Annotated in this window: 22 protein-coding genes and 1 tRNA gene; 5 read left to right on the top strand and 18 right to left on the bottom strand. The window is 54.8% G+C overall.

The features are described 5' to 3' along the window. Positions 1-16: 16 nt before the first annotated feature. The 5 genes from J2D75_RS03560 to J2D75_RS03540 form a co-directional block, all read right to left on the bottom strand. Positions 17-949, bottom strand: a complete 933-nt coding sequence (locus J2D75_RS03560) for a polyprenyl synthetase family protein (protein ID WP_207852714.1) — start codon at positions 947-949, stop codon at positions 17-19. Positions 950-955: 6 nt separating this feature from the next. Next, positions 956-1,186 carry an exodeoxyribonuclease VII small subunit gene (locus J2D75_RS03555; RefSeq protein ID WP_141374587.1) on the bottom strand — a complete coding sequence of 77 codons (231 nt, stop codon included), beginning with the start codon at positions 1,184-1,186 and terminating at the stop codon, positions 956-958. 84 nt (positions 1,187-1,270) lie between these two features. Further along, entirely contained in the window at positions 1,271-1,531 is a 261-nt protein-coding gene (locus J2D75_RS03550) for a sulfurtransferase TusA family protein (RefSeq protein WP_207852712.1), read from the bottom strand. 21 nt (positions 1,532-1,552) lie between these two features. Beyond that, a complete protein-coding gene (locus J2D75_RS03545; protein WP_207852710.1) occupies positions 1,553-2,359 on the bottom strand; it encodes an RlmE family RNA methyltransferase in 807 nt (268 codons plus the stop codon). Then, on the bottom strand, positions 2,356-3,495 hold the full coding sequence (locus J2D75_RS03540) for a Ppx/GppA phosphatase family protein (protein WP_207852708.1): 1,140 nt from the start codon (positions 3,493-3,495) through the stop codon (positions 2,356-2,358). The genes J2D75_RS03545 and J2D75_RS03540 overlap by 4 nt, the downstream gene beginning before the upstream one ends. Positions 3,496-3,689: 194 nt before the next feature. Here J2D75_RS03540 and J2D75_RS03535 point away from each other — a divergent pair. The 3 genes from J2D75_RS03535 (at position 3,690) to J2D75_RS03525 (ending at position 7,049) form a co-directional block, all read left to right on the top strand. Next, positions 3,690-3,763, top strand: a tRNA-Gln gene (locus J2D75_RS03535). A gap of 359 nt (positions 3,764-4,122) precedes the next feature. Continuing rightward, positions 4,123-5,058 carry a DMT family transporter gene (locus J2D75_RS03530; protein WP_243428408.1) on the top strand — a complete coding sequence of 312 codons (936 nt, stop codon included), beginning with the start codon at positions 4,123-4,125 and terminating at the stop codon, positions 5,056-5,058. Between the two features lie 137 nt (positions 5,059-5,195). Beyond that, positions 5,196-7,049, top strand: a complete 1,854-nt coding sequence (locus J2D75_RS03525; protein WP_207852706.1) for a HAMP domain-containing methyl-accepting chemotaxis protein — start codon at positions 5,196-5,198, stop codon at positions 7,047-7,049. Positions 7,050-7,153: 104 nt separating this feature from the next. Here J2D75_RS03525 and J2D75_RS03520 read toward each other — a convergent pair whose 3' ends face one another. From J2D75_RS03520 to J2D75_RS03500, 5 genes are read right to left on the bottom strand one after another with little or no spacing between them, the layout of a single operon-like run. Further along, positions 7,154-8,545, bottom strand: coding sequence for an NAD-dependent succinate-semialdehyde dehydrogenase (locus J2D75_RS03520; protein WP_207852704.1), 1,392 nt, complete (start codon positions 8,543-8,545; stop codon positions 7,154-7,156). A gap of 27 nt (positions 8,546-8,572) precedes the next feature. Further along, complete coding sequence (gene adhP / locus J2D75_RS03515; protein WP_207852702.1) at positions 8,573-9,601, bottom strand: alcohol dehydrogenase AdhP; 1,029 nt, start codon at positions 9,599-9,601, stop codon at positions 8,573-8,575. 37 nt (positions 9,602-9,638) lie between these two features. Further along, entirely contained in the window at positions 9,639-11,063 is a 1,425-nt protein-coding gene (locus J2D75_RS03510) for an NAD(P)(+) transhydrogenase (Re/Si-specific) subunit beta (RefSeq protein ID WP_207852700.1), read from the bottom strand. After that, on the bottom strand, positions 11,060-11,389 hold the full coding sequence (locus tag J2D75_RS03505; RefSeq protein WP_207852698.1) for an NAD(P) transhydrogenase subunit alpha: 330 nt from the start codon (positions 11,387-11,389) through the stop codon (positions 11,060-11,062). Before J2D75_RS03505 ends, J2D75_RS03510 begins: the two co-directional genes overlap by 4 nt. A 6-nt stretch (positions 11,390-11,395) precedes the next feature. After that, entirely contained in the window at positions 11,396-12,583 is a 1,188-nt protein-coding gene (locus J2D75_RS03500; RefSeq protein ID WP_207852696.1) for an NAD(P) transhydrogenase subunit alpha, read from the bottom strand. A 396-nt stretch (positions 12,584-12,979) separates the two neighbouring features. Here J2D75_RS03500 and J2D75_RS03495 point away from each other — a divergent pair, with 396 nt between their 5' ends. Then, entirely contained in the window at positions 12,980-13,216 is a 237-nt protein-coding gene (locus tag J2D75_RS03495; RefSeq protein ID WP_207852694.1) for a hypothetical protein, read from the top strand. A 52-nt stretch (positions 13,217-13,268) separates the two neighbouring features. Here the strand turns inward: J2D75_RS03495 and J2D75_RS03490 are convergent, their stop codons facing one another. Then, positions 13,269-14,279, bottom strand: a complete 1,011-nt coding sequence (locus tag J2D75_RS03490; RefSeq protein ID WP_207852692.1) for a phosphotransferase enzyme family protein — start codon at positions 14,277-14,279, stop codon at positions 13,269-13,271. A gap of 191 nt (positions 14,280-14,470) precedes the next feature. Between J2D75_RS03490 and J2D75_RS03485 the strand changes: the two genes are divergently transcribed. After that, positions 14,471-15,808, top strand: a complete 1,338-nt coding sequence (locus J2D75_RS03485) for an aspartate aminotransferase family protein (RefSeq protein ID WP_243428407.1) — start codon at positions 14,471-14,473, stop codon at positions 15,806-15,808. A gap of 58 nt (positions 15,809-15,866) precedes the next feature. On the opposite strand, the gene J2D75_RS03480 is transcribed toward J2D75_RS03485, so the two are convergent. The 7 genes from J2D75_RS03480 to J2D75_RS03450 form a co-directional block, all read right to left on the bottom strand. Next, positions 15,867-16,904 carry a sulfate ABC transporter substrate-binding protein gene (locus J2D75_RS03480; RefSeq protein WP_207852690.1) on the bottom strand — a complete coding sequence of 346 codons (1,038 nt, stop codon included), beginning with the start codon at positions 16,902-16,904 and terminating at the stop codon, positions 15,867-15,869. 54 nt (positions 16,905-16,958) lie between these two features. Further along, positions 16,959-18,572 (bottom strand): OprO/OprP family phosphate-selective porin, encoded by a 1,614-nt coding sequence (locus J2D75_RS03475; RefSeq protein ID WP_207852688.1) that lies wholly within the window; start codon positions 18,570-18,572, stop codon positions 16,959-16,961. Positions 18,573-19,055: 483 nt separating this feature from the next. Further along, positions 19,056-20,465, bottom strand: coding sequence for a putative bifunctional diguanylate cyclase/phosphodiesterase (locus J2D75_RS03470; protein ID WP_207852686.1), 1,410 nt, complete (start codon positions 20,463-20,465; stop codon positions 19,056-19,058). 472 nt (positions 20,466-20,937) lie between these two features. Beyond that, entirely contained in the window at positions 20,938-21,909 is a 972-nt protein-coding gene (locus tag J2D75_RS03465; protein WP_207852684.1) for an ABC transporter ATP-binding protein, read from the bottom strand. A 1-nt stretch (position 21,910) separates the two neighbouring features. After that, entirely contained in the window at positions 21,911-22,915 is a 1,005-nt protein-coding gene (locus tag J2D75_RS03460; protein WP_207852682.1) for an ABC transporter ATP-binding protein, read from the bottom strand. Continuing rightward, positions 22,915-23,559, bottom strand: coding sequence for a glutaredoxin 2 (gene grxB, locus J2D75_RS03455; protein ID WP_207852680.1), 645 nt, complete (start codon positions 23,557-23,559; stop codon positions 22,915-22,917). The genes J2D75_RS03460 and grxB overlap by 1 nt, the downstream gene beginning before the upstream one ends. Positions 23,560-23,693: 134 nt before the next feature. Then, positions 23,694-24,554 carry a LysR family transcriptional regulator gene (locus J2D75_RS03450; RefSeq protein WP_207852678.1) on the bottom strand — a complete coding sequence of 287 codons (861 nt, stop codon included), beginning with the start codon at positions 24,552-24,554 and terminating at the stop codon, positions 23,694-23,696. Positions 24,555-24,855 lie beyond the last annotated feature (301 nt).

Below are 24,855 nucleotides of genomic sequence, written 5' to 3'. Positions count from 1 at the left end.
TTGATCGGCCATGGTTCTAGTTTCTCCGTTCGATCACGTAATAGGCCAGATCCCGCAGTCGATCCGCACGGGCGCCAAAGGGGGCAAGGTCGGCAATCGCCTGTTCGGTCAAGCGTGCGGCTTCCTTACGAGCACCATCGATGCCAAGCAGAGCCACAAAAGTGGACTTCCCTGCGGCTTCGTCCTTGCCGGCTGTCTTGCCAAGTTCTTCCGCCGTGGCGGTTGTATCGAGAATATCATCCGCAATCTGGAAGGCAGCACCAATGGCAGTACCATAGGAACGCAGGCGTGCCCGCAGATCGGGCGTCGCTTGACCAAGGATTGCGCCGCTTTCAGCAGAATAACGGATCAGGCAACCGGTTTTGAGCGCATGGAGGTGGCTGACTTCTGCCAGCGGCAGGGCTCGGCCTTCACCTTCCATGTCAATCATCTGACCACCCACCATGCCAGCAGCCCCGGAGGCTTCGGCAAAGGCTGAGATCAGGTCGATTCTGACTTCAGCACTTTCATGGGTCTTGCTTGATGCCAGAATATCGAAAGCCTTTGTCTGAAGAGCATCACCTGCGAGGATAGCGGTTGCTTCATCAAACTTGCGGTGTGTGGAGGGTTGCCCGCGGCGGATGTCATCATCATCCATGGCCGGCAGGTCGTCATGCACCAAAGAATAGGCATGCAGCATCTCAACAGAGGCCGCCACACGGGCCGCCTGCGCCTCGGGCACATCAAACAGCGCTGCCGTAGTAATGGCCAGATAGCCACGCAGACGCTTGCCGCCGCCCAGCGTTGCATAACGCATGGCATCCCACAGGCGGGCATCACCCCCCGTAGTCGGCGGCAGCAGATGGTCTATCGCGCTTTCCATGACGGCAGCGCGGGTGGCCATATCCTGCTTGAGCAAGGCGCCGCCTTCGGCCACGCGGGAAGAGAGGGTGTGAGTCGGGTTGGTCATTCGACTTCAGTCCAAAGGTTTCATGTCCAACACCCCGTCGGACCGTTGCACAATTGCCTGCACGCGGGCTTCCGCCTCGCTCAGTTTCGCTTCACAATGATGGCGTAACGCAGCGCCACGCTCATACGCCGCTATGGCGTCTTCCAGCTTCATCTGCCCTCCTTCGAGGTCTCTTACTATTTTCTCCAGTTCGGAGAGAGCATCCTCGAATGAAAGCGATGCGACATGATCCGACATGGGGCTGGCGTTCCTATCCATCTTGAAGGGGATGCCAATACCCCGATATGCAGGCATCTGCCAAGCCTTGGTGGCCAAACGAAATCATGAACGCTCGGCTGGGGAGGAATTTGGGCTTTCCGCACGGCGCTTTATGGTAAAAGCATAGATGCCATTCTGATCCGTAAAGGCGACGAGGGCATGCCCCGTTTCACGGCAGAATACCTGAAAATCGGCAATGGACGCCCTATCCGTGGCAAGCACGCGCAGCCTGGCGCCTTCCGGCATGCCCCGCAGAGCCCGATTGGCCTTGAGAACGGGCAGGGGGCAGTTCAGCCCCCGGGCATCCAGCGTTGTATCGGTCATGTTTATCTGTCTCGCGCAGTCTCAAGCCTGATTGCGGGCGGCTGCCGCTTCAAGCCGTTGCGGGCGATACCCCGTTGCCACCACATACAATTCAGCTGAATCCTTGCGGCTGGCCGGTGGCTTGGCATGCCGCACCAGCGCAAAAGCCTGCTTGAGCGTATCCAGCATGGCTTTTTCAGCGCCCCCCTGAAAAACCTTGGCGACAAAAGTGCCACCTTCCGCCAGAATTTCGAAACTAAAATGCAGCGCTTCTTCCGCCAGACCGATGATCCGCAGATGGTCTGTCGGGGCATGTCCTGTCGTATTGGGAGCCATGTCGGATACAACCATATCCGCACGCCCCCCCAGCATGGCAGTCAACCGCCCAGCCATGTCCGGGTCGGTAAAGTCACCTTCAATGATTTCGGCACCACTCACGGGTTCGACCGGCAGAAGATCAACCCCGACCACCTGCGCCGCACCACGCTTGACCAGAACCTGGCTCCACCCGCCAGGAGCTGCCCCGAGGTCAACCACCTTCATGCCGGGGTGGATCAGATGAAAGCGCTCATCCAGTTCGATCAGCTTGAAGGCCGCCCGTGAACGCCAACCCTGTTTCTGGGCAGCCTGCACATAAGGATCGTTCAGTTGCCGGGCCAGCCAGCGTTGCTGGGCGGTCGTGCGGCCTCGACTGGTGCGCAGCGTTACTGCCTGTGTGCGGATTTTTTGCGCGGCCAGAGAGTCATCCTGACTACGCTCCGCACCCGGAGCTGCCTTGCTTTTTCTTGCACGTCCGGGGACGCGGAGTGTTGAAGAAGAACCGGACGAACGGTTTTTCCTGTCGTTCATGAACCTGTAGCCTGCATGGAATGCTGAAACGAAATGCCTCGCCTGAGCAGGGCGGGGCGGACTGAACGGCGCGGTGCTGCGGGCATACCTTCCTTACGGATCATCCGTAGGATCATGCCATCGCGCAGCCCACGATCCGCGACAATGATATCTTCTATAGGCCACATATCATGGATGGCTTCAAAAATCGCGCATCCCGGCAACACAAAAGGCGCTCGATCCGGCCCGATACAACCGTGACGCTCTATGCCAGCAAACCCCATTTTCTGCAAAGTACGCACAGCCAGACGTGCGCTGGATGCAGGAAGCAGTGATCCATCCACTGCCGCACGGGCATAGCGGGGCAGATTTAGAATAAGGCTGGCCAGTGTTGTCACTGTACCGCTGGTGCCAATCAGACGTGCCTGTTCGCGCCGGATTTCCGAGCCGATACGGTGCACGCTTTCAAAATCACGCAGCAGTTCACGCGTATGCGCAACCATACGCCGGTATACCTGATCATCCAGCGCGTGAACGGGGCCGAACTGCTCGGAGAGCGTAATCACCCCCACTGGCAGACTCAAATAACCGATGAGAGATTCTGTTTTTCTGCCAGAATCAGTACGCACCCATGCGATCTCTGTTGAACCGCCGCCAATATCAAAAAGCAACGCACGGCTGCGTGGCTGACCGAAACGCGGATCGTGCAGCAGATTGGCGCAGCTTTCCACCGCCAGGCTGGCTTCCTCCCGCCCTGAGATAATGTCGATTTCAACGCCGGTCTGCTCACGAACCCGATGCAGAAAGGTCTCGCCATTGCTCGCACGACGGCAAGCCTCGGTCGCAACCGCACGCAGCGCATGAACAGGCTTACGCTCAAGCCTGTCAGCGCAGGCCTGCAAAGCATCCAGAGTACGGGCCATGGCATCGGGGCTGAGCTGGCCAGTCCGCTGCAGGCCTTCGCCCAGCCGCACCATACGGCTGTAACTATCCACCACGCGGAAACCGCCTGCTGTCTGCGCCGCAATCATCAGACGGCAGTTATTCGTGCCAAGATCCAGTGCGGCAAAAAGACGATCATCTCCACCACGGGACGTAGCGGGGATATCGGGAGGAGGCCTGCCCATGGGGCCGGGCCAGGGCGTGATGCGATCCATAGTCCGGTCCTTGCCGTTTTGGAGTGGAGGGATGTTGCTTAGTATTCTGGGTCTCTAACGCCCTTCGGACAAGACAAATGTATGATTTTTTGAAAATTCTTTTGTCAGGGGGGTTGCACACCCCACCCCCCAATGATACTAGAGCGCCAACAGAGCGGAACACGGCCTTACAGCCCACACCACACTGTTACCGCTGGGGGATAGTTTAGCGGTAGAACTACCGGCTCTGACCCGGTCAGCCCTGGTTCGAATCCAGGTCCCCCAGCCAGATTTTTTCCTTAAAATCAATATACGCCTTCGAACAAAAAGGGTCTGGCTGCCCTTTGGTTCAGAGCATTATCGAAGGCTTGGCAGTATCAATCCGCACAGCGGGGATGCTCTAGGTATTGCCCAGCGGGGCCTGTGTTTTCAGATACAATATCTTGCAATAAAAGAATTTTTTATCGCAATTTCTACCAGACACTGTCTCGAAATTTTTTTGCATCCACGCCCATTAAAAACATAGATGAATAATCATCACGACCGCATTCTTTTTACTTTGCATCTGCAACGTTAAATCATCAATTCAGAATCTTTATTAATATAAATGGGTTTGTCCTGCTTTTTTCATTGCGGTAGAAGGGGGACATGGATTCAAAAACCCTTTTCTCTGGTATGATGCTCGCTCTGGGCAGCTACGCCGCATTCTCTATCAGCGATGCTTTCTCCAAGCTGCTGGCCGGACAACTGAACCCGTTTGAGGTTGCATTTTCCGGCGGCGTCTTTGGGTTATTGATTCTGCCATTTCTCCGGCAGCCTCATGAATCCTATCTTGATATTATACGTCCTCAGCAAAAAGGCATGTGGGTTCTGCGGGCTGTATGCGTCTTTGCCGCGACAGCATGCAGTGTTGAAGCCTTTATGCTTCTTTCCATGCCTGAAGCCCTTGCTCTCATGTTTCTCATGCCCCTGTTCGTGACCATTCTTTCTGTCGTGCTGTTGAAAGAAAAGGTCAGCGCGTGGGCATGGCTGGCTGTTGTGCTGGGTTTTGTCGGTGTTCTGATCGTCCTGCGGCCGGGCGTAAGGCCGCTCAATCTCGGCCATTTATGCGCCCTGATGGCTGCCTTCGCCAATGCAGGCAGCGTCATTGCCTATCGGCTAGCCAGTACGGAAAGCGTAAGGCTTTCCCTATTCGGCTCCAGTCTGATCGGCCCTCTGATCGGCAACGGCTTGCTAATGGGGGTGCATGTCAGTTGGCCCGCCGATGTAAAAGCGTGGATTTTTCTGTTCGGTTACGGTTTTCTGGCAGCGCTTGGGCAATTGCTCATGATGTTGGCCACCGCCCGCGCACCGGCCAACCGGGTCGCCTTGCCGCAATATACGCAGATGGTCTGGGCTGTTGTCCTGAGCTATCTGGTTTTCCATGAACCGCTGGATCGCTGGATGTTCATCGGCATTTCCGTACTGACGTTTTCAGGCATGCTAAACTGGCTGCGCCAGCGTATCCGCTATGAACACATGGCCATGAAAGAACGGAAGGCCGCACGAAAGTCCGCAAAAGCCATGGCAGGGATTATTCAATAAAACTGTCATGATTTAACATATTGGCAACATGTCACCATCACTCATAGAATACGCGCGTCGGATCACGGCACGGTCGTGCTAAAAGTATTCAACCTGTCGCACCTTGTTAAAGGTACGAATAATAGAGTGGGTGACCCTTGCCGACTGTCAGTATCAGGGCCTCCATGGGGCTTGTGCAGGTCTTTATTCTGCTGTCCTGTATTTTTGCAGGATTTTCTTCCATTGGTGGATTACAGCGGGTTAATCTGGAAATTGACCAGATTAACCAGAAATCTCTGGCGAGTATCAAAGCCATCGGTGTGATTGACGAGCAATTACGCGCTTTCCGCTCTACGGAAAGCGATGAAATTGGTGCGACATCACCCGAGGCACTGACCTCTCTGGAAGCCATGATCGAACCGATCGAGCAGAGCGTTTCCGCCGCGATCAAGGTTTACGAGCCTCTGGTAACGTCCAAGCAGGAAAAGGCGCTATTCCGCCAGTTACTGGCTGAATGGAACCGCTATGGCACCACGCACAAAACCACTTTCAAAAACACATTTTCCGCAGGCGATAGAAGCGCCATTAACGAAGCAGATTCACAGTTGCTGCAACAACAACAGGCCATGTCCGGCACTCTGGCATCGTTGCGCACAATCAATACGGCCCATGCTGTATCCTATGCAAAAGATGCGGTGAAAATTTACGATCAGACCCGTACACGAATACAGATTGCCTATGCGTTCCTTTTCGCAATCCTGATCGCCTCTGCCCTGACCGTGCATTACAATATTCTGCGCCCGCTAAAAACGATCAACACACTGATCAAGGATCTAGCTGGAGGCAATACGGATATCAGCGTGCCGTATGGTAGGCGCAAGGATGAAATAGGCGAGATTGCCCGCTCCCTCGATGTTTTCCGCGCGGCAGCAATCGACAATACAAAACTACAGCAGGATGCCGAACGGCAGCGACAAAAAGCTGATTCCGAACGCCTTGTCATACAGGAACGGGCGGAGCGCATGGCGCAGGAGAGGCTACGACAGGCAACCAGCGGGCTGGCTACTGCCCTGCGTCGTATGGCTACGGGGGACCTTTCTTTTCAGATTGAGACGGTTTTTTCGCCTGAATTTGAACCCCTGCGGCATGATTTCAATCATTCACTGATCGCATTAGCCAATACGTTTGCCGCCATTTCCGAAACTGTAGACATCATGAACCACAGCACGCAGGAAATGGTTACAGGGGCAGAAAACCTCGCCACCCGTACAGAACGACAGGCCGCCTCGCTGGAAGAAGCCGCTGCCGCTGTCGCCGATATTTCGCAAAAAGTCCTTCAAGCCGCAGAAAGCGCGAATGAAGCGCGAGAAGTCAGCCATAATGCCCGCAGTTCCGTCACCACATCTGCCCATATTACGCATGATATTGAAGATGCCATGCAGCGGATCGAAAACAATGCGGAACATATTGTCAGCGTGATCGACGTGATCGACACCATTGCATTTCAGACAAATGTTCTGGCGCTCAATGCCAGTGTAGAAGCCGCGAGAGCAGGGGAGGTGGGCAGGGGCTTTGCCGTCGTTGCCAGCGAAGTGCGCGCACTGGCCCAGAAAAGCTCGGAAGCGGCAAAGGATATCCGGGCGCTGGTTACCAAGAGCAACACGGACATCAAAACAGGCTCCGGCAAAGTGCGCGATGGCAGCGATACCATGCGGCTGACCGCAGACTTCATCCAGAGCATGGGCACTAATTTTGATGTGATTGCTCAGGAATCCAAGGATCAGTCCGCAAGACTGTTTGAGATCAACACCGTTGTCGGTTCTCTGGATAAGACCACGCAACAGAATGCGGCAGCAGCGCAGCAGTTCAATGCAGCCTCGCACCTTCTGGCTGAAGAAGGGCAAAAGCTCAATCAACTGATCAAGCGCTTTCAACTACCCAACAGCATGGACACGTATGAGCTGGATGATTACGCCATCGAGCAGCAGCACCACGACATGCTTCTGGCCTGAGCCAGACAAAAACAATCCCGGCCGAGAAAAACCCGGCCGGGATGCTATTATCCGGTTCTTCTTCAAGGCAGGGTGCTTATAAAAGCACCCTGCCTTGATTGTTTTCAGAACGGGGCGTCGATATCAACCACGTCAATCAGCTTGTGATTAACGAATTCCTTGATACCAAGGCCAATAAGTTCACGCCCGAACCCGGAGCGCAACACACCACCGAAGGGCAGGTCAGCCTTCACCATGGTGGGATGGTTAATATAAACCATGCCGGTTTCGATCTGCTCGGCAACCCGCACACCACGCGCTTCGTCTTTGGTAAAGACAGAGCCACCCAGACCGTATGGGCTGTCATTGGCAATCGCGATGGCGTCGGCTTCGTCCTTGGCGCGGAACAGTAACGTTACCGGGCCAAAGAACTCCTCACGACGCGCCGGGTTCTCCGCACCGACATCCGTCAGGATAACGGGACGGAAAAACGAGCCCGCATTTGGCATTTCCAGCGGAATTTCTTCCATTTTGGCACCGGCGGCTACAGCACCCTGCACCTGAGTTTTCAGGCTATCCACGGCCCCCTGTGAAGACAGCGGTGCCAGCGTGGTGGTGGGATCCATCGGATCGCCCATTTTCAGTTTGCTGACACCTTCGCGGTATCCTGCCAGAAAACGGTCGTAAACGGCATCGACAACAATCATGCGCTTGGCGGATACGCAAACCTGCCCGGCATTCCAGTGGCGGCCGAACACAGCCCATTTGATCGCTTTTTCCAGATCGGCATCTTCGAGCACGATAAAGGAATCAGCTCCCCCCAGTTCCATGGTACATTTTTTGAGCGCAGTGCCAGCCTCAGCCGCCACTTTAGCCCCAGCGCCTTCAGAACCGGTTAGTGCCACGCCCCGCACACGGTGGTCTGCAATAATACGCGAAACCTGAGCATGGGAGGGGAACAGGTTCTGGAACGCCCCGGCCGGAAGGCCCGCTTCGATCATCAGCTTGTCCATCGCCTCGGCTGACTGTGGCACGTTGGACGCGTGCTTGAGAACAATCGTATTCCCGGCAGAAAGCTGCGGCGCAATGATACGCGCGACCTGATAGAACGGAAAATTCCATGGCTCAACGGCCAGCAGAATACCCAGAGGCTGATGAATGACCTTTGCACGGCCTTCATCCTTACTGGCTACCGGCAGATCTTCCGCCACCAGCAGGGCTTGAGCATTTTTGGCATAATATTCAAAAATAGCGGCGGATAGCTCAGTTTCCGCCTTGGCTTCTGAAAACAGCTTGCCCATTTCAAGCGTCAGCAGACGGGAGTAGCTGTCGCTGTCCCGGCGCAGAATATCGGCTGCTTTCTGCAGGATTTTCGCACGTTCAGCAAAGGAGGTCTGCCGCCATGACAGGTAGGCCGCCTGTGCCTTGTCCAGTGCGGCATCAATTTCCGCATCTGTGGCGTTAGGGTAAACTTTTACCTGCTCAGCAGTGAACGGATTAGTTGTCGCGTAGGCCATGTGATGGCTCCTTACTGGTTTGGCAGATCAGTTCCGAAAATCAATGACAATGCGACCCGCAACGCGGCCATTCTGGAGATCATCAAAAATCTGATTGATGTTTTCCAGCTTGTCAGCCTTGACGACAGAACGAATCTTTCCTTGCGCATAGAAAGACAATGCTTCGATCATATCAAGACGGGTGCCAACGATAGAACCCCGTACAGTTGTGCCTGCCATGACCATATCGAAGATCGAAATAGGAAACTCGCCCGGCGGCAAACCGTTCAGCACGATGGTGCCACCCCGCCGGGCATAGCCCATCGCCTGTGAAAACGCCGTGCGGGACACAGCCGTGACCAGAGCCCCATGCGCACCGCCAACCTGTTTTTGTATAAACGCCGCCGGGTCAGTATCCCGGGCGTTAACGGTCAGTGCCGCACCAAGTTCCGTGGCCTGAGCGAGTTTGGCATCGTCAATATCAACGCCAATCATATTCAGGCCCATGGCCACGCCATACTGGATAGCCATCTGCCCAAGACCACCTACACCAGAGACTGCAACCCAGTCCCCGGCTTTGGTGTCGGTCATTTTCAACCCCTTATAGACTGTCAGCCCCGCGCACAGAACCGGCGCCACATGCAAAGGGTCTACACCGGCGGGAATACGTGCAACGTAATTCGGGTCTGCCACCACATATTCGGCAAAACAGCCATTGACGGTATAGCCGGTATCCTCCTGCTTTTCGCACAGGGTTTCCCAGCCACCGTAGCAGTGTTCGCAATGACCACAGGCGGAATACAGCCAAGGCACACCCACGATATCGCCTTTGGCTATCCAGTCCACATTGCTGCCGACCTCAACCACATGCCCAATCCCTTCGTGTCCGGGGATAAAGGGCGGGGTAGGCTTGGCAGGCCAATCGCCCCGCACGGCGTGCAGGTCGGTATGGCAGACGCCGCAGGTATCAACCTTAACGAGAATCTGGTTCTGGTTGATCGTTGGAATGTCGAGTTCCTCGATCGTCAGCGGCTTTCCAAACTCGTGACAGACCGCGGCTTTCATTTTTCCGGCCATTTTCATCTCCTCGACTGGGTTCTGGAGCAGTAAGGGTTCAGTTACTGCCCAGCCCTTTAAGGGTTTCGACCATCTTGCTCAGGACAGCCTGAGCATCGCCATAAACCATGGCGGTATTTTTGAGGAAGAAAAGCGGGTTTTCCACACCGGAATACCCGGTTCCCTGCCCACGCTTGATCACGTAAACCTGCCGCGCCTGATCCGCATTCAGGATAGGCATGCCATAAATAGGGGAGGTTTTATCCGTGCGGGCCGACGGGTTTACCACGTCATTGGCCCCAATGATCAGCGCCACATCCGTAGAGGCGAAACTGTCATTAATATCTTCCATATCGTAAATCATGTCATACGGCACACCGGCTTCGGCCAGCAGCACATTCATATGACCCGGCATACGCCCTGCTACGGGATGAATAGCAAATTTGACATCCACACCAGCCGCCTGAAGCTGCTTGACGAACTCGTACAGTTTCTGCTGCGCCTGTGCCACCGCCAGACCATAGCCGGGAATAATGATAACCGATGAGGCATAACGCATGCTGGTTGCGGCATCATCCGGCCCAACCGATTTCATTTCGCCTTCCGGCCCCTTGGCCTGTGTTGAAGTCGCACCGAAGTTGCTAAACAGCACATTAGAAAGCGAACGGTTCATGGCCTTGGCCATCAGCACGGTCAGCAATGTCCCGGCCGAGCCGACAATCATACCCGCCACCATCAGGGCAGGGTTTGACATCACATAGCCGTCCAGCCCGACAGCAAGCCCGGTAAAGGCATTATAAAGCGAAATAACCACCGGCATATCCGCGCCACCAATCGGCACGGTCATGCAGATACCAAATGCCAGCGCACCAATGAAAAACAGAACCGCAAACGGCCCATCAACCGGGGCGGGCTCCAGTTGTGAGCATACGGTCAGCCCGGCAAGCAGCAATGTTGCCGCGAAAACAAGGGCGTTGAACGCCTGCTGGCCACTAAACCGCAAAGGCTTGTTCATACGCCCATCCAGCTTGGCCCATGCAATGATGGAACCGCTAAAGGACATACAACCAATCAATCCGCCCAGCGCCGTAACACCCAGGGGCAGAGGAACGCTGCTTTCATGCTTGAGGAAGGCAACCGCCGCCACTGCCGCCGCCGCGCCCCCGCCCATGGCGTTGAACAGCGCCACCATCTGCGGCATGGCGGTCATGGCCACCGTGCGGCCTTTACGTCCGGCCCACCATCCGCCCAGCAGCAATGCCAGAACCGCCAGCCCGATATTAACGGGCAAATGGGGACGAGCCTCCTCGGATACGTTGAAAATCTCAAGGAAACAGACCGCAACCACACACACCATACCCCAGCCCGCCGCCACGATGCCGCGCACCGCCGTAGTGGGAGATGACATATCCTTAAGGCCGTAAATAAACAGCGCAGAGGCAACAAGGCCGCTCAGGCCAACGATATACTCGATCGCACTCATGACTGGGCCTTCTTTTCATCCGAAGTGGCGGCGGGTTTGGCGCTTGGGCGGAACATGGCCAGCATGCGATCGGTTACGACATACCCCCCCATGACATTGCCTGCGCCGAGCAGCACGCCGAAAAAACCGATGACCTGCTCGGCAATGTTTGTCGCGGAAAACAGCACGCTCAGCGCACCAACCACAACAATACCATGGATAAAGTTGGAGCCTGACATCAACGGTGTATGCAGGATGGAAGGCACCCGGCTGATCACGATATAACCGGTAAAACCGGCCAGTACAAAGATATAGAGAGCGATGATGAACGTCATGGACGTAATCATGGCGGGTTATCCTTTCGCGGTCGGGCTGGCGGATGGTGGGGCAGTGGGTGTGGACGCCTGACCCGCAGGCACACCTTCAACAGCCTCGCGCACGGCATCGGCCGTAATCGCGCCATCATGGGTGGCCAGTGTCTTGGCAATGACCTCATCCGTCATGTCCAGCGTAACCTTGCCGTCTTTTATGATCTGTTCGAGCAGGTTGAGAATGTTTTTGGAGTAAAGCTCGCTGGCCTGCTCCGCCAGCCGAGAGGGCAGGTTAAGTGGGCCGATCAGTGTCGTCGGGCCAACCCTGACTGTTTCTCCCGGTTTTGTGCCTTCGCAGTTACCGCCGCCTTCGGCACCCATATCAACAATAACGGCGCCGGGTTTCATGCCTGCAATCTGCTCGGCATCAATCAGACGGGGCGCCTTGCGACCGGGAACCGCCGCAGTGGTCACAATCAGGTCCGCCTTGGCGATGTGCTCGGTCAGTACTGCACGCACCTTGGCTTTTTCTTCCGCCGTCAGTTCACGGGCATAGCCTCCCTGACCGGTGGCATCCACGCCGGTATCGACAAATTTCGCACCGAGGGAGCGGGCCTCATCACGCGTTTCGGGGCGTACATCATACCCTTCGGTTATGGCCCCCAACCGGCGGGCGGTTGCCAAGGCCTGCAACCCGGCCACACCCAGCCCCATAACCAGAACCTGTGCAGCACGCAGGGAGCCCACGGCCGTTGTCATCATGGGCAGGATCTTGGGCATACTGACCGAACCAAGAAGCACGGCGTAATATCCGGCAAGCGTCGCCTGACTGGAGAGCGCATCCATAGCCTGTGCGCGGCTGATACGGGGCACCTGCTCCATGGCAAAGGTCGTAATTTTTCCGTCACGCAGCGTCTTGGTCAGTTCGACATTATTCCGACCGTACAGGAACGATACCAGAATAGCGCCGGGCTTCATGGCGCGCACGACATCAAGCGCTGGCGGTTCAACCGCCAGAACGATATCCGCGGCATTCAGCATAGCCGCCCGATCGGGCTGGATCGTCACATTCTGATAACTGGCATCAGGGTAGGAAGAAGCCTCTCCCGCGCCAGCCTCAAGCAGCAGGTCGCATCCCAGCTTGGCAATGCGCGGGACAACAGAGGGCACAAGGGCAACACGACGTTCCTGCGCTCCGCTTTCCTTGATAACGGCGACTTTTATACCCATGACGGTTTTCCTGTAGCAAATACATCAAGACGCAGTGGGCCATGCCATACGACAGGTTTTTTTCTTTTATTGCAGGCCACACTTTACTGATCACCCTGTCGCCCGGGCGCTGCCAGACACTGGCAAAATATCGGCAGGCCGACCTTGATATAAATCAACGAATACGGTTGCAGCCGGTTGCTCTGCTACAAACCCAAGGGTCATTATCACACGTAAGGGGTTACAGTTTTATGGCAGGCCCCACCGCTCAATATTGTGACATGACGTTATGCAGAACCTGCCTCATCGCCCTTGCGTGGCCTACGGGACAGTGCCAGAGTCATACAAAGCTGTAGACTACAAAGAATCCCAAGAAAAACGCTGCCGCTAAAAAAACCGTTCTTTAAGGAATAAACCATGTTCAGGCACATAAAGACTGTGTGCATTATCCTGGCTGCCCTGATTGTGGTCGGGTTGGGAATGTGGGGCGCTGAAATTCTGCTGGATAATTATAAGAACCAGCAATGGGATCAATTCATAGAGCAGGCCCATTGCCGGGTAATCGGTGAAAAACCCAAAGAAGGTTTCTTTTCTTCCGCCCAGACCATTTACAGATGCGATAACACAGGCATTTATTACCGTAACAAGCAATAATGCCTCTCCAACATAACTGAATCCGTGTTGACAGGCCCCATAGCGCAGGGCGTTAACTCACGCCTATGGGCCAGCTTTTTCCATCCAGATAACAACGGCACAGGCGTACTGTATGCGCCAGCCAACCGCTCCCCAGACTGCGCACCATATCCGTTTGCGCATGAGAGCCTACCCAAGCTGTCAGCTGCGTGCGCCGCTGCACGAAAAGGGCGGGGAGGATGCCGCGATCCTCTTCCGACAGCGGGGCAATCCGTTCATAACCATCAAGCCAGTGTTCCACCCATGCCGAAGCAGCGGGATGATGTTCTTCAAAACTGATAGCCGCTGCCAGATCGTGCATGTACCAACCTAAGCCACAATCATCAAAATCAATGATCCGCGTGCCGGATGGGTGCAGGATCAGGTTTGTCAGACGCAGGTCTGAATGGATCAGGCCATATCGTTCCCCCGCCATGCCGTAAGCTGCCAGCTCCTGCCCAGCCTGCTGCATGGCCTGAGCAATAATATGCCTGTCAGCAGCCGACAGGCCGGGGGTCTCCTGCCAGTTCCCCCAATGCCCTGCCGGCCCCACCATGGTTTCATGATCCCATACGAGCCGCCTGAACGGCTCTGGCCGAGACCAGTCACGACTATGCTGATGCAACCGGGCCGTGAGCGCCCCCAACTGCCGAAACGAAAGCGGATCAACGCAGGCGGTCGGGGTTTCCCCTTCAAGCCAATGGAAAAGCACAGCGTGTCTCTGGCTACCATCAGGGGCAGGCAGCGTCAGCACCCGATGCCCCTCGCAATCCATCACGGGCTGAGGCACAGGAATATCGGTATCGCGCTGCAAGGCTTCCAGCCAGGCCAGTTCACTTTCAATATCCACAAGCGCATGATAACCGGGACGATGAATACGCAGCGCATAACGCTGTGTCGCGGTTTCTACACGAAATGTAGCGTTTTCAGAACGTGTCACCAAGGTAATCTGCGCCCCGAAACACAACGGGTAACGCGCCATAGCCTGATGGGCCATATGCGTCAGGCTGCTATCATCCAACGGGTCTGCATGCAAAGAGGCCATGATGCCCCACGGGCTCCCTGTCTCATGATTTGAAGCACGAACAAAATCATTTGCTCTTGCCGGTCTTTTCAGCACAGTAGGCTAGGGTATACGCCCGTGACAAGGAAAGTTATTCCGGTTAAAAAACAAAAATCGGTAACCTGCCTAGATACTCCTGCTGCCTCTCTCTGGCACAAAAGGAAAAACTTCCCATGATTCCGCGTTCCACCATCATGGATACCAACAGTTTTCAGCCGGATAATGCGGCCTCACTGGATGACAAAACACGAGGCCTGATCAACCGGCGTTCAGTTCTGGGGGATGCTTACCGACTGTTCTACCGCACCCCGGTTCATCTGGTGCGGGGGCAGGGGCAATATCTGTGGGATGCCGATGGCACACAATATCTCGATGTTTACAATAACGTTGCCAGTCTCGGGCATTGCCACCCTGCGGTAGTCGCAGCCGTGCACGACCAGATGCAGGCGCTCAACACCCATACCCGCTATCTGCATGAGCGTATTCTGGATTATTCCGATGCTATTCTGGCCACCATGCCAGAGCAGATAGACCGCGTCATGTATATGTGCACTGGCTCCGAAGCCAATGATCTGGCCATTCGGATCGCCCGCGCCCATACGGGGGGAACCGGCCTTATCGTCACACGGGAAGCCTATCATGGCACCAGCGCCCTGACATCGGGCGCCTCACCTGCATTGGGGGGAGCGCAGCCTGTAGATGCCACAACATGGCTGGTGCCTGCGCCGGATGCTTATCGGGTTGATGAACCCGATACAGGCGCATGGTTTGCCGCACGCATTCAGGCCTGTATTGACGATATGGCCTCTAAAGGCGTGAAATTTGCCGGGTTTCTTGCGGATAGTATTTTTTCATCTGATGGGGTTCTGCCGGGAAAGCCCGGTTTTTTGCAGGCCGCGCTACAGACAGTCCACAGCAATGGCGGCGTTTTTATCGCTGATGAAGTGCAACCGGGTTTTGCCAGAACAGGTGAATCCTTCTGGGGCTTTGGCCGACACGGTCTTGTGCCCGATATTGTCACAACCGGAAAACCCATGGGCAATGGCATGCCGGTTTCCGGCCTGATGGCCAAAGCCTCAGTGCTGGCCTCCTTTAGCGCAAGCACACCATATTTCAATACATTCGGCGGCAATCCGGTTTCCATTGCTGCTGCACAGGCCGTGCTGAATGTGATCCATGATGAAAACCTTCTCGAACATAGCCGAAATGTCGGTCAAAGGCTCCTATCTGAACTCCGCGCCCTGCAGAGCAGACACTCTTGTATTGGAGATGTACGCGGGGCCGGTCTGTTTATCGGGCTGGAACTGGTAACCAACCGCCAGACAAAAGAACCTGCCCGCGCGCTGGCTTTAGATCTGATCGAAGCCCTGCGCAATGCGCACGTGCTGACATCCGTGGCCGGGCCATACGGCAATATTCTCAAACTACGCCCGCCGCTGGCTTTCCAAAATCATGACATAGACTGGCTGGTAGGCGCACTCGATCAGTGCCTGAGCCACCTGAACGCGTAACATAAAAAAAAGGCCGGGAGCCTCATGGGCTACCCGGCCTGCACGCCATCAGGGGCGATTATTTGGCGTAAATCTGATCGAAGATACCGCCATCGGCAAAATGTTTTTTCTGGACACTCTGCCATCCACCAAGGCTGGCAATATCGAACGTGTCCGTATGCGGGAAAGACGCAGCCGTTTCTGCCTTAACCGCCGGATCCACAGGCCGGAAGTAATGGCGAGCCCCGATATGCTGCCCCTCAGGAGAGAACAGGAAGTCCAGATACGCGCGCGCCACATCTGTTGTCCCATGCGCCTGAGCATTTTTGTCCACAACGGCCACAGGGGGTTCAGTCAGAATGGTTTTGGGGGGAACGACAATATCGAACTTGTCCGGCCCCAGTTCGCGCGTTGCCAGCAGGGCTTCGTTTTCCCATGCCAGCAGAACATCACCCAATCCACGCTGAACGAAGCTGTTGGTCGCCCCACGTGCACCGGTATCGAGCACAGGCACATGAGCATAGAGCGACTTCAGATATTCACGCGCCGTTGCTTCCGAGCCACCGGGCTGCTGCAACGCCCAGCCCCATGCCGCCAGATAATTCCACCGCGCCCCGCCTGAAGTCTTGGGGTTGGGGGTAATAACCTGCACATCGCCACGGATCAGATCGGGCCAGTCGTGAATGTTTTTGGGATTACCTTTGCGCACCAGAAAAACGATGGTGCTGGTATAGGGCGTTGAGTTATGTGGCAGGCGCTTCTGCCAGTCTGCCGCCAGCAGGCCTTTTTGCGCCAGAATGTCGATATCATAGGCAAGGCCCAATGTTACGACATCAGCCGGGGCACCATCCAGAACGGAACGGGCCTGCGCACCCGAACCACCATGAGAGGAGCGTACGCGCACCACATCGCCCGGGTGCTCCTGCGTCCAATGCGTGCTGAATGCCTTGCCAACATCAGCATAGAGTTCACGGGTGGGATCATAGGAAACATTCAGCAAGGAATAGGACGCTGCCTGAGCCTGACGCCCGACCAGACTGCCAGCGACCAACCCCGCGCCAAGCGCAAAACCACCACGGAAAACGGAACGACGTGTAATACCAGAAAACTGTGTCATGGGAGTATGCTCCACGAGAATGCGTTTACAAAAAATATTTTGGAAAGCAGGAACTCAGAAGGCGGCCTGCACACGCCCGACCACGGCATTGCCTGTCGTGCCGAACAGGTTGACGGTAGCCTTTGTATTGGGGTCACGAGAGATAATGAAACGCTGATAATCCAGCATGAAACGGAAATGACGGTTGGGGTACCAGTTCAGCCCGCCTTCCCATGTTGTCTGCTGGTTACCTGTCTCTCCATCACGCAGGTTGGTTACGCTCCAGCGACCGGAAAGCTCAAGCGCACCCCAGTGATTGTGGGCAGGATCAAAGTCGTACACCACACCCGGCGTCGTAAACGCGCCGATTTTTTCGTTATAGGCACGCGGGTTGCCAAGCAGCGTATAGTTTGCGGCAACATACCACCCGTCAAACCCGAAAGAGCGCAGCACCGATGGCGCCTCGACAGATGCGCCCTGCTGCACACCAATATGGTAGTATTCACTTTTAAGCAGGAAACGCTTCCAACGTAGCGCAAGCTGCGGCCCGGCAGCCCATATCTGCGAAACATTGGACAGGACGCCCGATGTCAGCAGACTGGTTTCACCCAAAGGAATATTCGTGTTGTCCGAAGCGGTATAACGACGTCCCTTGCTGCCGTTATTCACCTTAAAGGCCGCCGTGGCGCCGACCCCGGCAAACACATCAATATCCTTGGTGACATAAGGACGGCCGACAGCACGCACGACCGCACCGGTCTGGCTGTCGGTTATGGTGTTATCCTTGCTACGATCACCATATTTCTGGCCGGTGAAATAACCTGCAACCAGCCAGCGTTTTTCGTAATGTTCGCCACCAACACTGAATCGGCCTACACCACCAGCAATATTACGCACGAGGTCAACAATGGCCGGGCGCTCCAGAAACTCAAACGCCCCTGAACGCTCGGCACTTTCTTCTTCCATTCTGGGCTGGAAATAACCGATTGTCAGCGTGGTATGCCGCAGGCCTGTGTAATTGACGTTGGCTTCAAACAAGCTGGCTGAACCATCAAACGTGCTTGAACCGAAATCCGGGGTCACGTTGACGACCCAATCCTTATAACGCCATGAGAAATACAGGCGCAGTCGGCGGGCATTCTGGGTGAAATTATTGAAATTACCACCAGCGCGCGAGGGGCTCACACCCATGAAGCCACCAAAATCTTCCTGAGCCAACAAGCCGATGGAAAACGCATAGGCTTTGTCATCAGAGGCAATGGTCGGGCGTCCGTTCGGGAAACCGATCTGGATCCCGCCAACATGCACGCTTTCTTCCTTGGAGGACGCAGCCTTGAAGTCTTTCCATGACATGGCCGGGCCTTCGGGTACAGCAACACGGCTTTCCGCAAGGGTGCGTGGCCCCGTATGTACAGGCGCTGGTTCATTGAAAACCGGCTGAGGTTCATCAGCCCCCGCCACACGCAAATGCCGCGGCACATGCTTGTGCGGGGTTTCACTCACCGGACTGGTCTGTTCGTATTTGGCCACCCGGGACTGCAGGCGATGGATTTCGCTTCTCATGCTTTGCATTTCACGCCGCAAAGCAACCATTTCAGGGTCGCTCGAAGCCTGTGCGGAAACAGGAGAGAAAAAAAGAGCGGATGCGGCGCTACCCAAAAGCACACTGGAGCGGGAAAAAAGACGCATGGCGAGTTCTTTATGAATAGTGGTCTTTCGCCTGATCCATCAGGCATCATGAACCGTATTGTCTGACAATATCTTTCGCGGAAACTGTAGCTCCGCGTTAATCACCCAGCATATGGGCTCAGCGGCAACACATGCCCTGAACAAATGCCGGGGCAGGCTGGTGGCGCATAATCTGTGCGAACAGAATATCCATCTCCTGAATACTTCCTTAATTTTATGGCGCGAAACAGAGTGTGTTCGCCTGCCGTCCTGAGCGATTTCAATCACCCATGCCCGTGCAAGTCAATAATTTACGATGGAAATATGTGTCATTAATAATACGCGTTTATTGGGTGTATATAAAAAGACACACTTTTCTGGATGAGGGCATCCCGTAGGATGCGCATAAACCAGAGCAAACACCCAAAATCGACATTGGGTCGCACTTTAAATGCTCATAAAAAACGTAAATTATATGGCTATATATGACACTGCCCGGCTTATTCACGCAGCGAGCAGACGCACCTTGCCTGTTGCCACCAACTGATCCAGCGGGAGAGGGCGGCTCAACAAAAAGCCCTGTATTTCATCACAGCCTTCAGCTGCAAGAAAAGCAAACTGCTCTTCCGTTTCCACGCCTTCGGCCAGCACCGAAGCCTGCAAGCTATGGCCAAGGAAAATAACAGCGCGGATAATAGCTCTGTCCGTTTCGTTACTAAGAGCATTCTGCACAAACAGCTTGTCCAGCTTGATCCGGTCGAACACAATATCGCGGATCAACCCAAGGGATGAATGGCCGGTGCCATAATCATCTACGGCGATAGAAACACCCATATCCTTAAGTTCGTACAAAATGGCCCTGGCACGTGCCATATCTGTAAAAATAGCCGTTTCTGTCAGCTCAAGCTCCAGCCTTGATGCCGCAAGCCCGGTTGTTTCCAGCACCTCGCGCACCAGCCCCGGCAGATCATGATGATGAAACTGCTCGGCGGACACATTGACACTGATACGGTAAGGCTGCTCCCACTGGCTTGCAGCATGGCAGGCCGTGCGCAGCACCCACTCGCCGATTTCCTGTATCAGTCCGGTTTCTTCCGCGACGGGTATGAACACCACAGGCGAAATTGCGCCCAACATTGGGTGCTCCCAGCGCAAGAGCGCTTCAAACCCCACAATGGTTTTATCGCTAATCTGCTTTTGTGCTTGATAGCACAGGCTAAGCTGGTTGCGCGCAATAGCGTGGCGCAGTTCATCAACGATATTGAGCCTATGCCTGAGCGCCTGATCCATGGCGGGATCGTAATAGCAGACATCCTGCTGATCCGAACTTCTGGCACAGTTCATGGCCAGTTCGGCCCTGGTCAGCAGCGCATCCCGGCCGGGCGCACCATCAACCCAAAAAGCGACACCAAAATTGGCACCAACCGCAACACTACCACCCTGCAAGCGCACAGGGCGGGCCAGAACTCGGCGCATACGCGCCAGAAAATCCATAACGCCGCGCTGACTGGAAAACGAACAGCAGGCAAAAAACTTGTCGCCCCCGGCATGGGCTATAAATTCGCCCTTTTTTTCATCCATGCAGTGCCGCAGCCGCCGCCCTAACACGCGCAGGATTTCGTCGCCTACTGAATGGCCTCTGTCGTCATTAATCTCCTTGAACCGGTCAAGGTCGATCATGAGCAGCGCCTTGCGCCCGATAGGCTGCTGGCGGGTAGAAAGATTTTTTTCCATCCACTCCGAAAAAGCCTGCCGATTGGGCAGACCTGTCAGAGCATCTGTCAGGCAGCGCGGGGAAACCGGCAGCATAGCTCTGCGCCGGGTACGATGATGCAAACCAAAATAGGCTGCCCCGGATACGCAGGGCGAAAGCACCAGCCCTGCGATCGACAGCGCCTCAACTGGGTACACCATGTTTGCCATACTTTCAGTCGGGGTCGTATCGCTGCATTACGACCCGATTACACACAGGATGTGACTATACATAATACGCAAAATATTAAAATGGTATTTCCATTTTAAATAAAAATATTATCAATGCAGTGAACTTTTTTAATAAAATACTTATAAGTTATTTACTTTGCATTATGAGCTTTAAACTCATTGCATCAAAATATTTATTTGGTTTTTACGCTTTTTCAATTTTGTTTAGAAATAATTATCACACAGTCAACAAATCTATCTTCCAAGCCACGCCACCATTTTACAGATATGCCTCATACACTCTGACAACAGTCTTAAATCATATGCCGCCAAACGCTCTCGGAAAAAAACTTTAACAGTTTATGAAAATTTTCGGCAATTTTAAGGAAAATAGAGCGCTTGTAAATCAGCACTTTATAAAAAAGCATACCCGCAGGATCACATCCGTAAAAACGGGTTTCTATCATGACAATGGAAAGTGACAGGCGACTGTGCGCCCATCATCCAGCTTGCGCAAAACTGGAACGTTTGTGCCGCACGAGAGTTGCGCAACAGGGCAACGCTTATGAAAACGGCAACCTGCCTGCCTTACGGTAGGGCTAGGAACATCTCCCCCCAACAAAAGTGGACGCGGCGCCCCAACGACCGGGCGCGGCACAGCCTGCATCAAGGCGCGCGTATAAGGATGCGCAGGTCGATGCAAGACAACATCAGTCACCCCGGTTTCCACAATAGCTCCCAGATACATGACAGCCACATGCGTTGAAAGCTGGCGCACCACAGCCAGATCATGCGCAATAAAAAGATAGGTCAGTCCCAGTTGCTCACGCAGGTCTGCAAACAAATTCACAACCTGAGCCTGCACCGATACATCCAGCGCCGAGACCGGCTCATCCGCGACAAGCAGCCGGGGAGAGAGCGCCAGCGCCCTTGCGATATTGATGCGCTGGCGCTGCCCCCCAGAGAATTCATGCGGATAACGATTAAGGGCTACGAGAGGGAGCGCCACCAGATCCATCAGCTCGGACAGGCGCTCCGCAATCTCCGTTGCGGAACGCCGCTTCCCGTCCGGTCGGCGATGCACTTTTAACGGCTCCGCCAGAAGGTCTCCTACCCGCCGCCTCGGATTGAGAGAGGCATGAGAGTCCTGAAAAACCATTTGCATGCGCTGCCTTACAGGACGCAGCGCCGCCTCACCAACGTGGGTAATATCCTGACCTTCAAAAACAATCTGTCCGTCAGAGACATCCATCAACCGAAGCAGGCACCGCCCAAGCGTGGACTTTCCGCATCCTGATTCCCCTACCAACCCCAGCACTTCGCCAGCATGCACTGTCAGGGAAACACCATCCACCGCATGAACCTTGCGCCCATCCGCCAGCCCATAGGTTTTGACCAGATTATGTGCTGACAGCACTATGGCAGAAGGTGCCATATCAACGCGCACAGGTAACAGGGGAGGCCAACCCGCCACCGGACAAAATACAAGCCGCCAGATGCTCAGCCCCCACATCACGCAATGCCTGTGGCTGAGCGCAGATTGCCTGCGCAAAAGAGCATCGAGGCAGGAAAGCGCACCCTGCGGGCCGTTGTGCCGGAACGGGCGGCGCGCCAGCAATAGCAGGCAAGCGACAAGGCCGCTCCCCGCTCAACGGTGGAATAGAGGCCAGCAGGGCGGCTGTATAAGGATGTGCAGGACTGACAAACACATCCCGCGCCCGACCAGTTTCAGCAACCCGCCCCGCGTAAAAAACTGCAACCGAATCACAGGTTTCGGCTACAACGCCCATGTCATGGGTAATCATCAGCACTGAAGAACCATGCTCTTCACGCAGGCCACGAAGCAGGTCCAGTATCTGGGCCTGCACGGTTACATCCAGCGCGGTTGTCGGTTCATCAGCAATCAGAAGCTGCGGTTTGCAGGACAAGGCCATGGCAATCATGGCCCGCTGGCGTAGCCCCCCCGAAAGCTGATGAGGATAGCTATCCGCCGTTCTTTGCGGATCAGGCACGCCCATATCAGCCAGCAGCCCAAGCGTCCGTTGCCGCGCCTGCCTGCGCGGGAGCGCCTCATGTACCATGATCTGCTCATCAATCTGCCAGCCTACGGTATAGACCGGGGTAAAAGCCGTCATGGGGTCCTGAAACACCATGGCGATGGAACGCCCCCTCAATTTCCTGAAATGTCGGGGGGCAAGGCCAACCAGCTCCTGCCCCCGAAAACGGATAGAGCCTTCCACCCTCATACCGGGGCTATCGAGTAACCCCATGAGCGCCATGGCGGTAACCGATTTACCGCAGCCGGATTCACCCACCAGCCCCATGATCTCACGCTCATGCACCGCAAAGGAAACACGCTCCACCAGCGGCACAATCCGCCCACCAGCACGAAAGCCCACGCTGAGTTCACGCACATCCAGCAGGGGGCCACAATGCGCCATTAGATGGCAACCGGATCCAGCAACGGGATACCACAAAGCTTGGAGAGTGTCTGACGGTAAGTCTGAACCGAAGCGGGATACTGCACCCCACGAATAAGAGACAGACTGTGCAGCGCAGCAAAAAGATCAATGTCGTCATAGGACAGAACGCCATTAACCGCATTGGGGCTCTGCACAAGAGGGGCAAGCTCCTGCACCCAAGCTGTAAGGGCCGCCACCGCTTCCTCAGAGTTTTCCAGCACTGTAACAAAAGGTGCGGACGACTTTTCCTTATGAGTCAGGAAATAGGCGCGCGCTGCTGTCGTGGCAAACTCAGGGAAGGGAGCCATAGCCGCACGGGGCAGAAACTCCCGATAAAGCAGGCCACGCCCACGATCCATCCACGCTGCAACGGCTGCATTGCGTGCGCCAGTCAGAACCGGTGCGCCGCGTCCGTCGATCAACGCCACAATATCAAGGCTTTCGGGCATAAACTGTCCACCGGTCTGCAAAATAGGGACGACCTTTCGCCCCACCATGTCAACCGGAGCCTGCTCATCGTCATTCATCAGCACCACAAGCTGAACAGGGCTACCTTTCAGGCCAAAAATCATTCTGGCTTTAATGCAGAAAGGGCAATGCTCGTACACATAAAGCGTGTCCAATTTCCGTCTCCCATCTGCTGTCGTCTTTATTATACCCAGATAGCCTGTTTAGTGCGTTCCCTAACCTATCGCCAAGAGAGGATCGAACGCCGCAAACACCTGACGACGAAAAAACATACTGATGCGGGCAGGAATTAACGGCCAAAATCGGTCAGAAATTCGAGAAATTTTTTTAATGCGATGCTTTTCTTTTTGCGCGCCATGACCACGCCCACTTCCTTTTTTTCCACAAATTCTGGAATGGAAATAAACCTGATATTCTCGTGCCCGCTCAGGTTGGAAAAAAATGGAACAATCGCAACACCTGCCTCTTTGGCCACCATATCCAGAATGAGGCCGATCTCCTCTGTCTGGGCGATGTCATGCACTGTCAGGTTCTGCGCCTTAAGAAAAGCATCCACCTTATCCCCCGCAAAAGAGCGGCAGGCATAACGGATGAGCGGATAAGTCTGAAGAATGTGCCGCCAGGGCAGGGGGCCGGTGCTTTGCGGTACAGCAAGTACGTAGGGTTGTGCGTGCAGCAGACGCCACTCAAGATTTTGCATCAGATGCGCTTCTGGCCGCGCCATGATGGCCATATCAAGCCCGCCCTCCGCCAACCGTGCAAGCAGGGCCTGCTCCCGATCAACCGTGACGGAAAAATGGACTTCTGAAAAAACCTTTAGAAACTCCTCCATGGCCATTGCCAGCAGCGAGGCATAGCCCGCAGAGGCCACACCAATTTCGAGATCCCCCTTGATTGCCTCGTTCCGGGCAATATCGCGCATGCGCTCATACCGCGCGACAATCTCCCGCGCCTGCTCCATGGCAACAACACCGGCGCGGCTCAAACGGACAGAACGGCCCGTGCGCTCAAAAAGCGCGTAACCAAAATCCTGCTCCAGCCGCCGAATCTGCGCGCTGATGGCAGATTGTGTCAGTCCGATCCGCTCTGCGGTTGCCGCAAAATTTTCAAGCTGCCCGGCGACAAGGAAGGTACGAAGCTCGGTGATCATGAGGATGCTTTGTAAAAAAAATTTCACACAAAGAAAAAATTTCCATCTTAAGTATAATTTTTTAATAAATAATTCTCAATAAAAACTATTCGGAACAATACAATAAAATATTTTAGATTAAATTTATTTTTATTGTTATTTCTGAAGCAGATCGCGCGTTTGACTTCCATCAATCCGCATCCAACCACAGCATGGATAATACACAAAAAGCCACATCATCATCGTGAATATTGCGCACACCCAATATCTCAGCCACAAAAAAAATGCTCAATCAAACCTAAATGCGACATTACCGCACGGC

This window comes from Acetobacter suratthaniensis (genome assembly GCF_017377745.1).
GTDB classification, from domain to species: Bacteria; Pseudomonadota; Alphaproteobacteria; order Acetobacterales; family Acetobacteraceae; genus Acetobacter; species Acetobacter suratthaniensis.
This window is presented reverse-complemented; position numbering and strand designations above follow the sequence as displayed.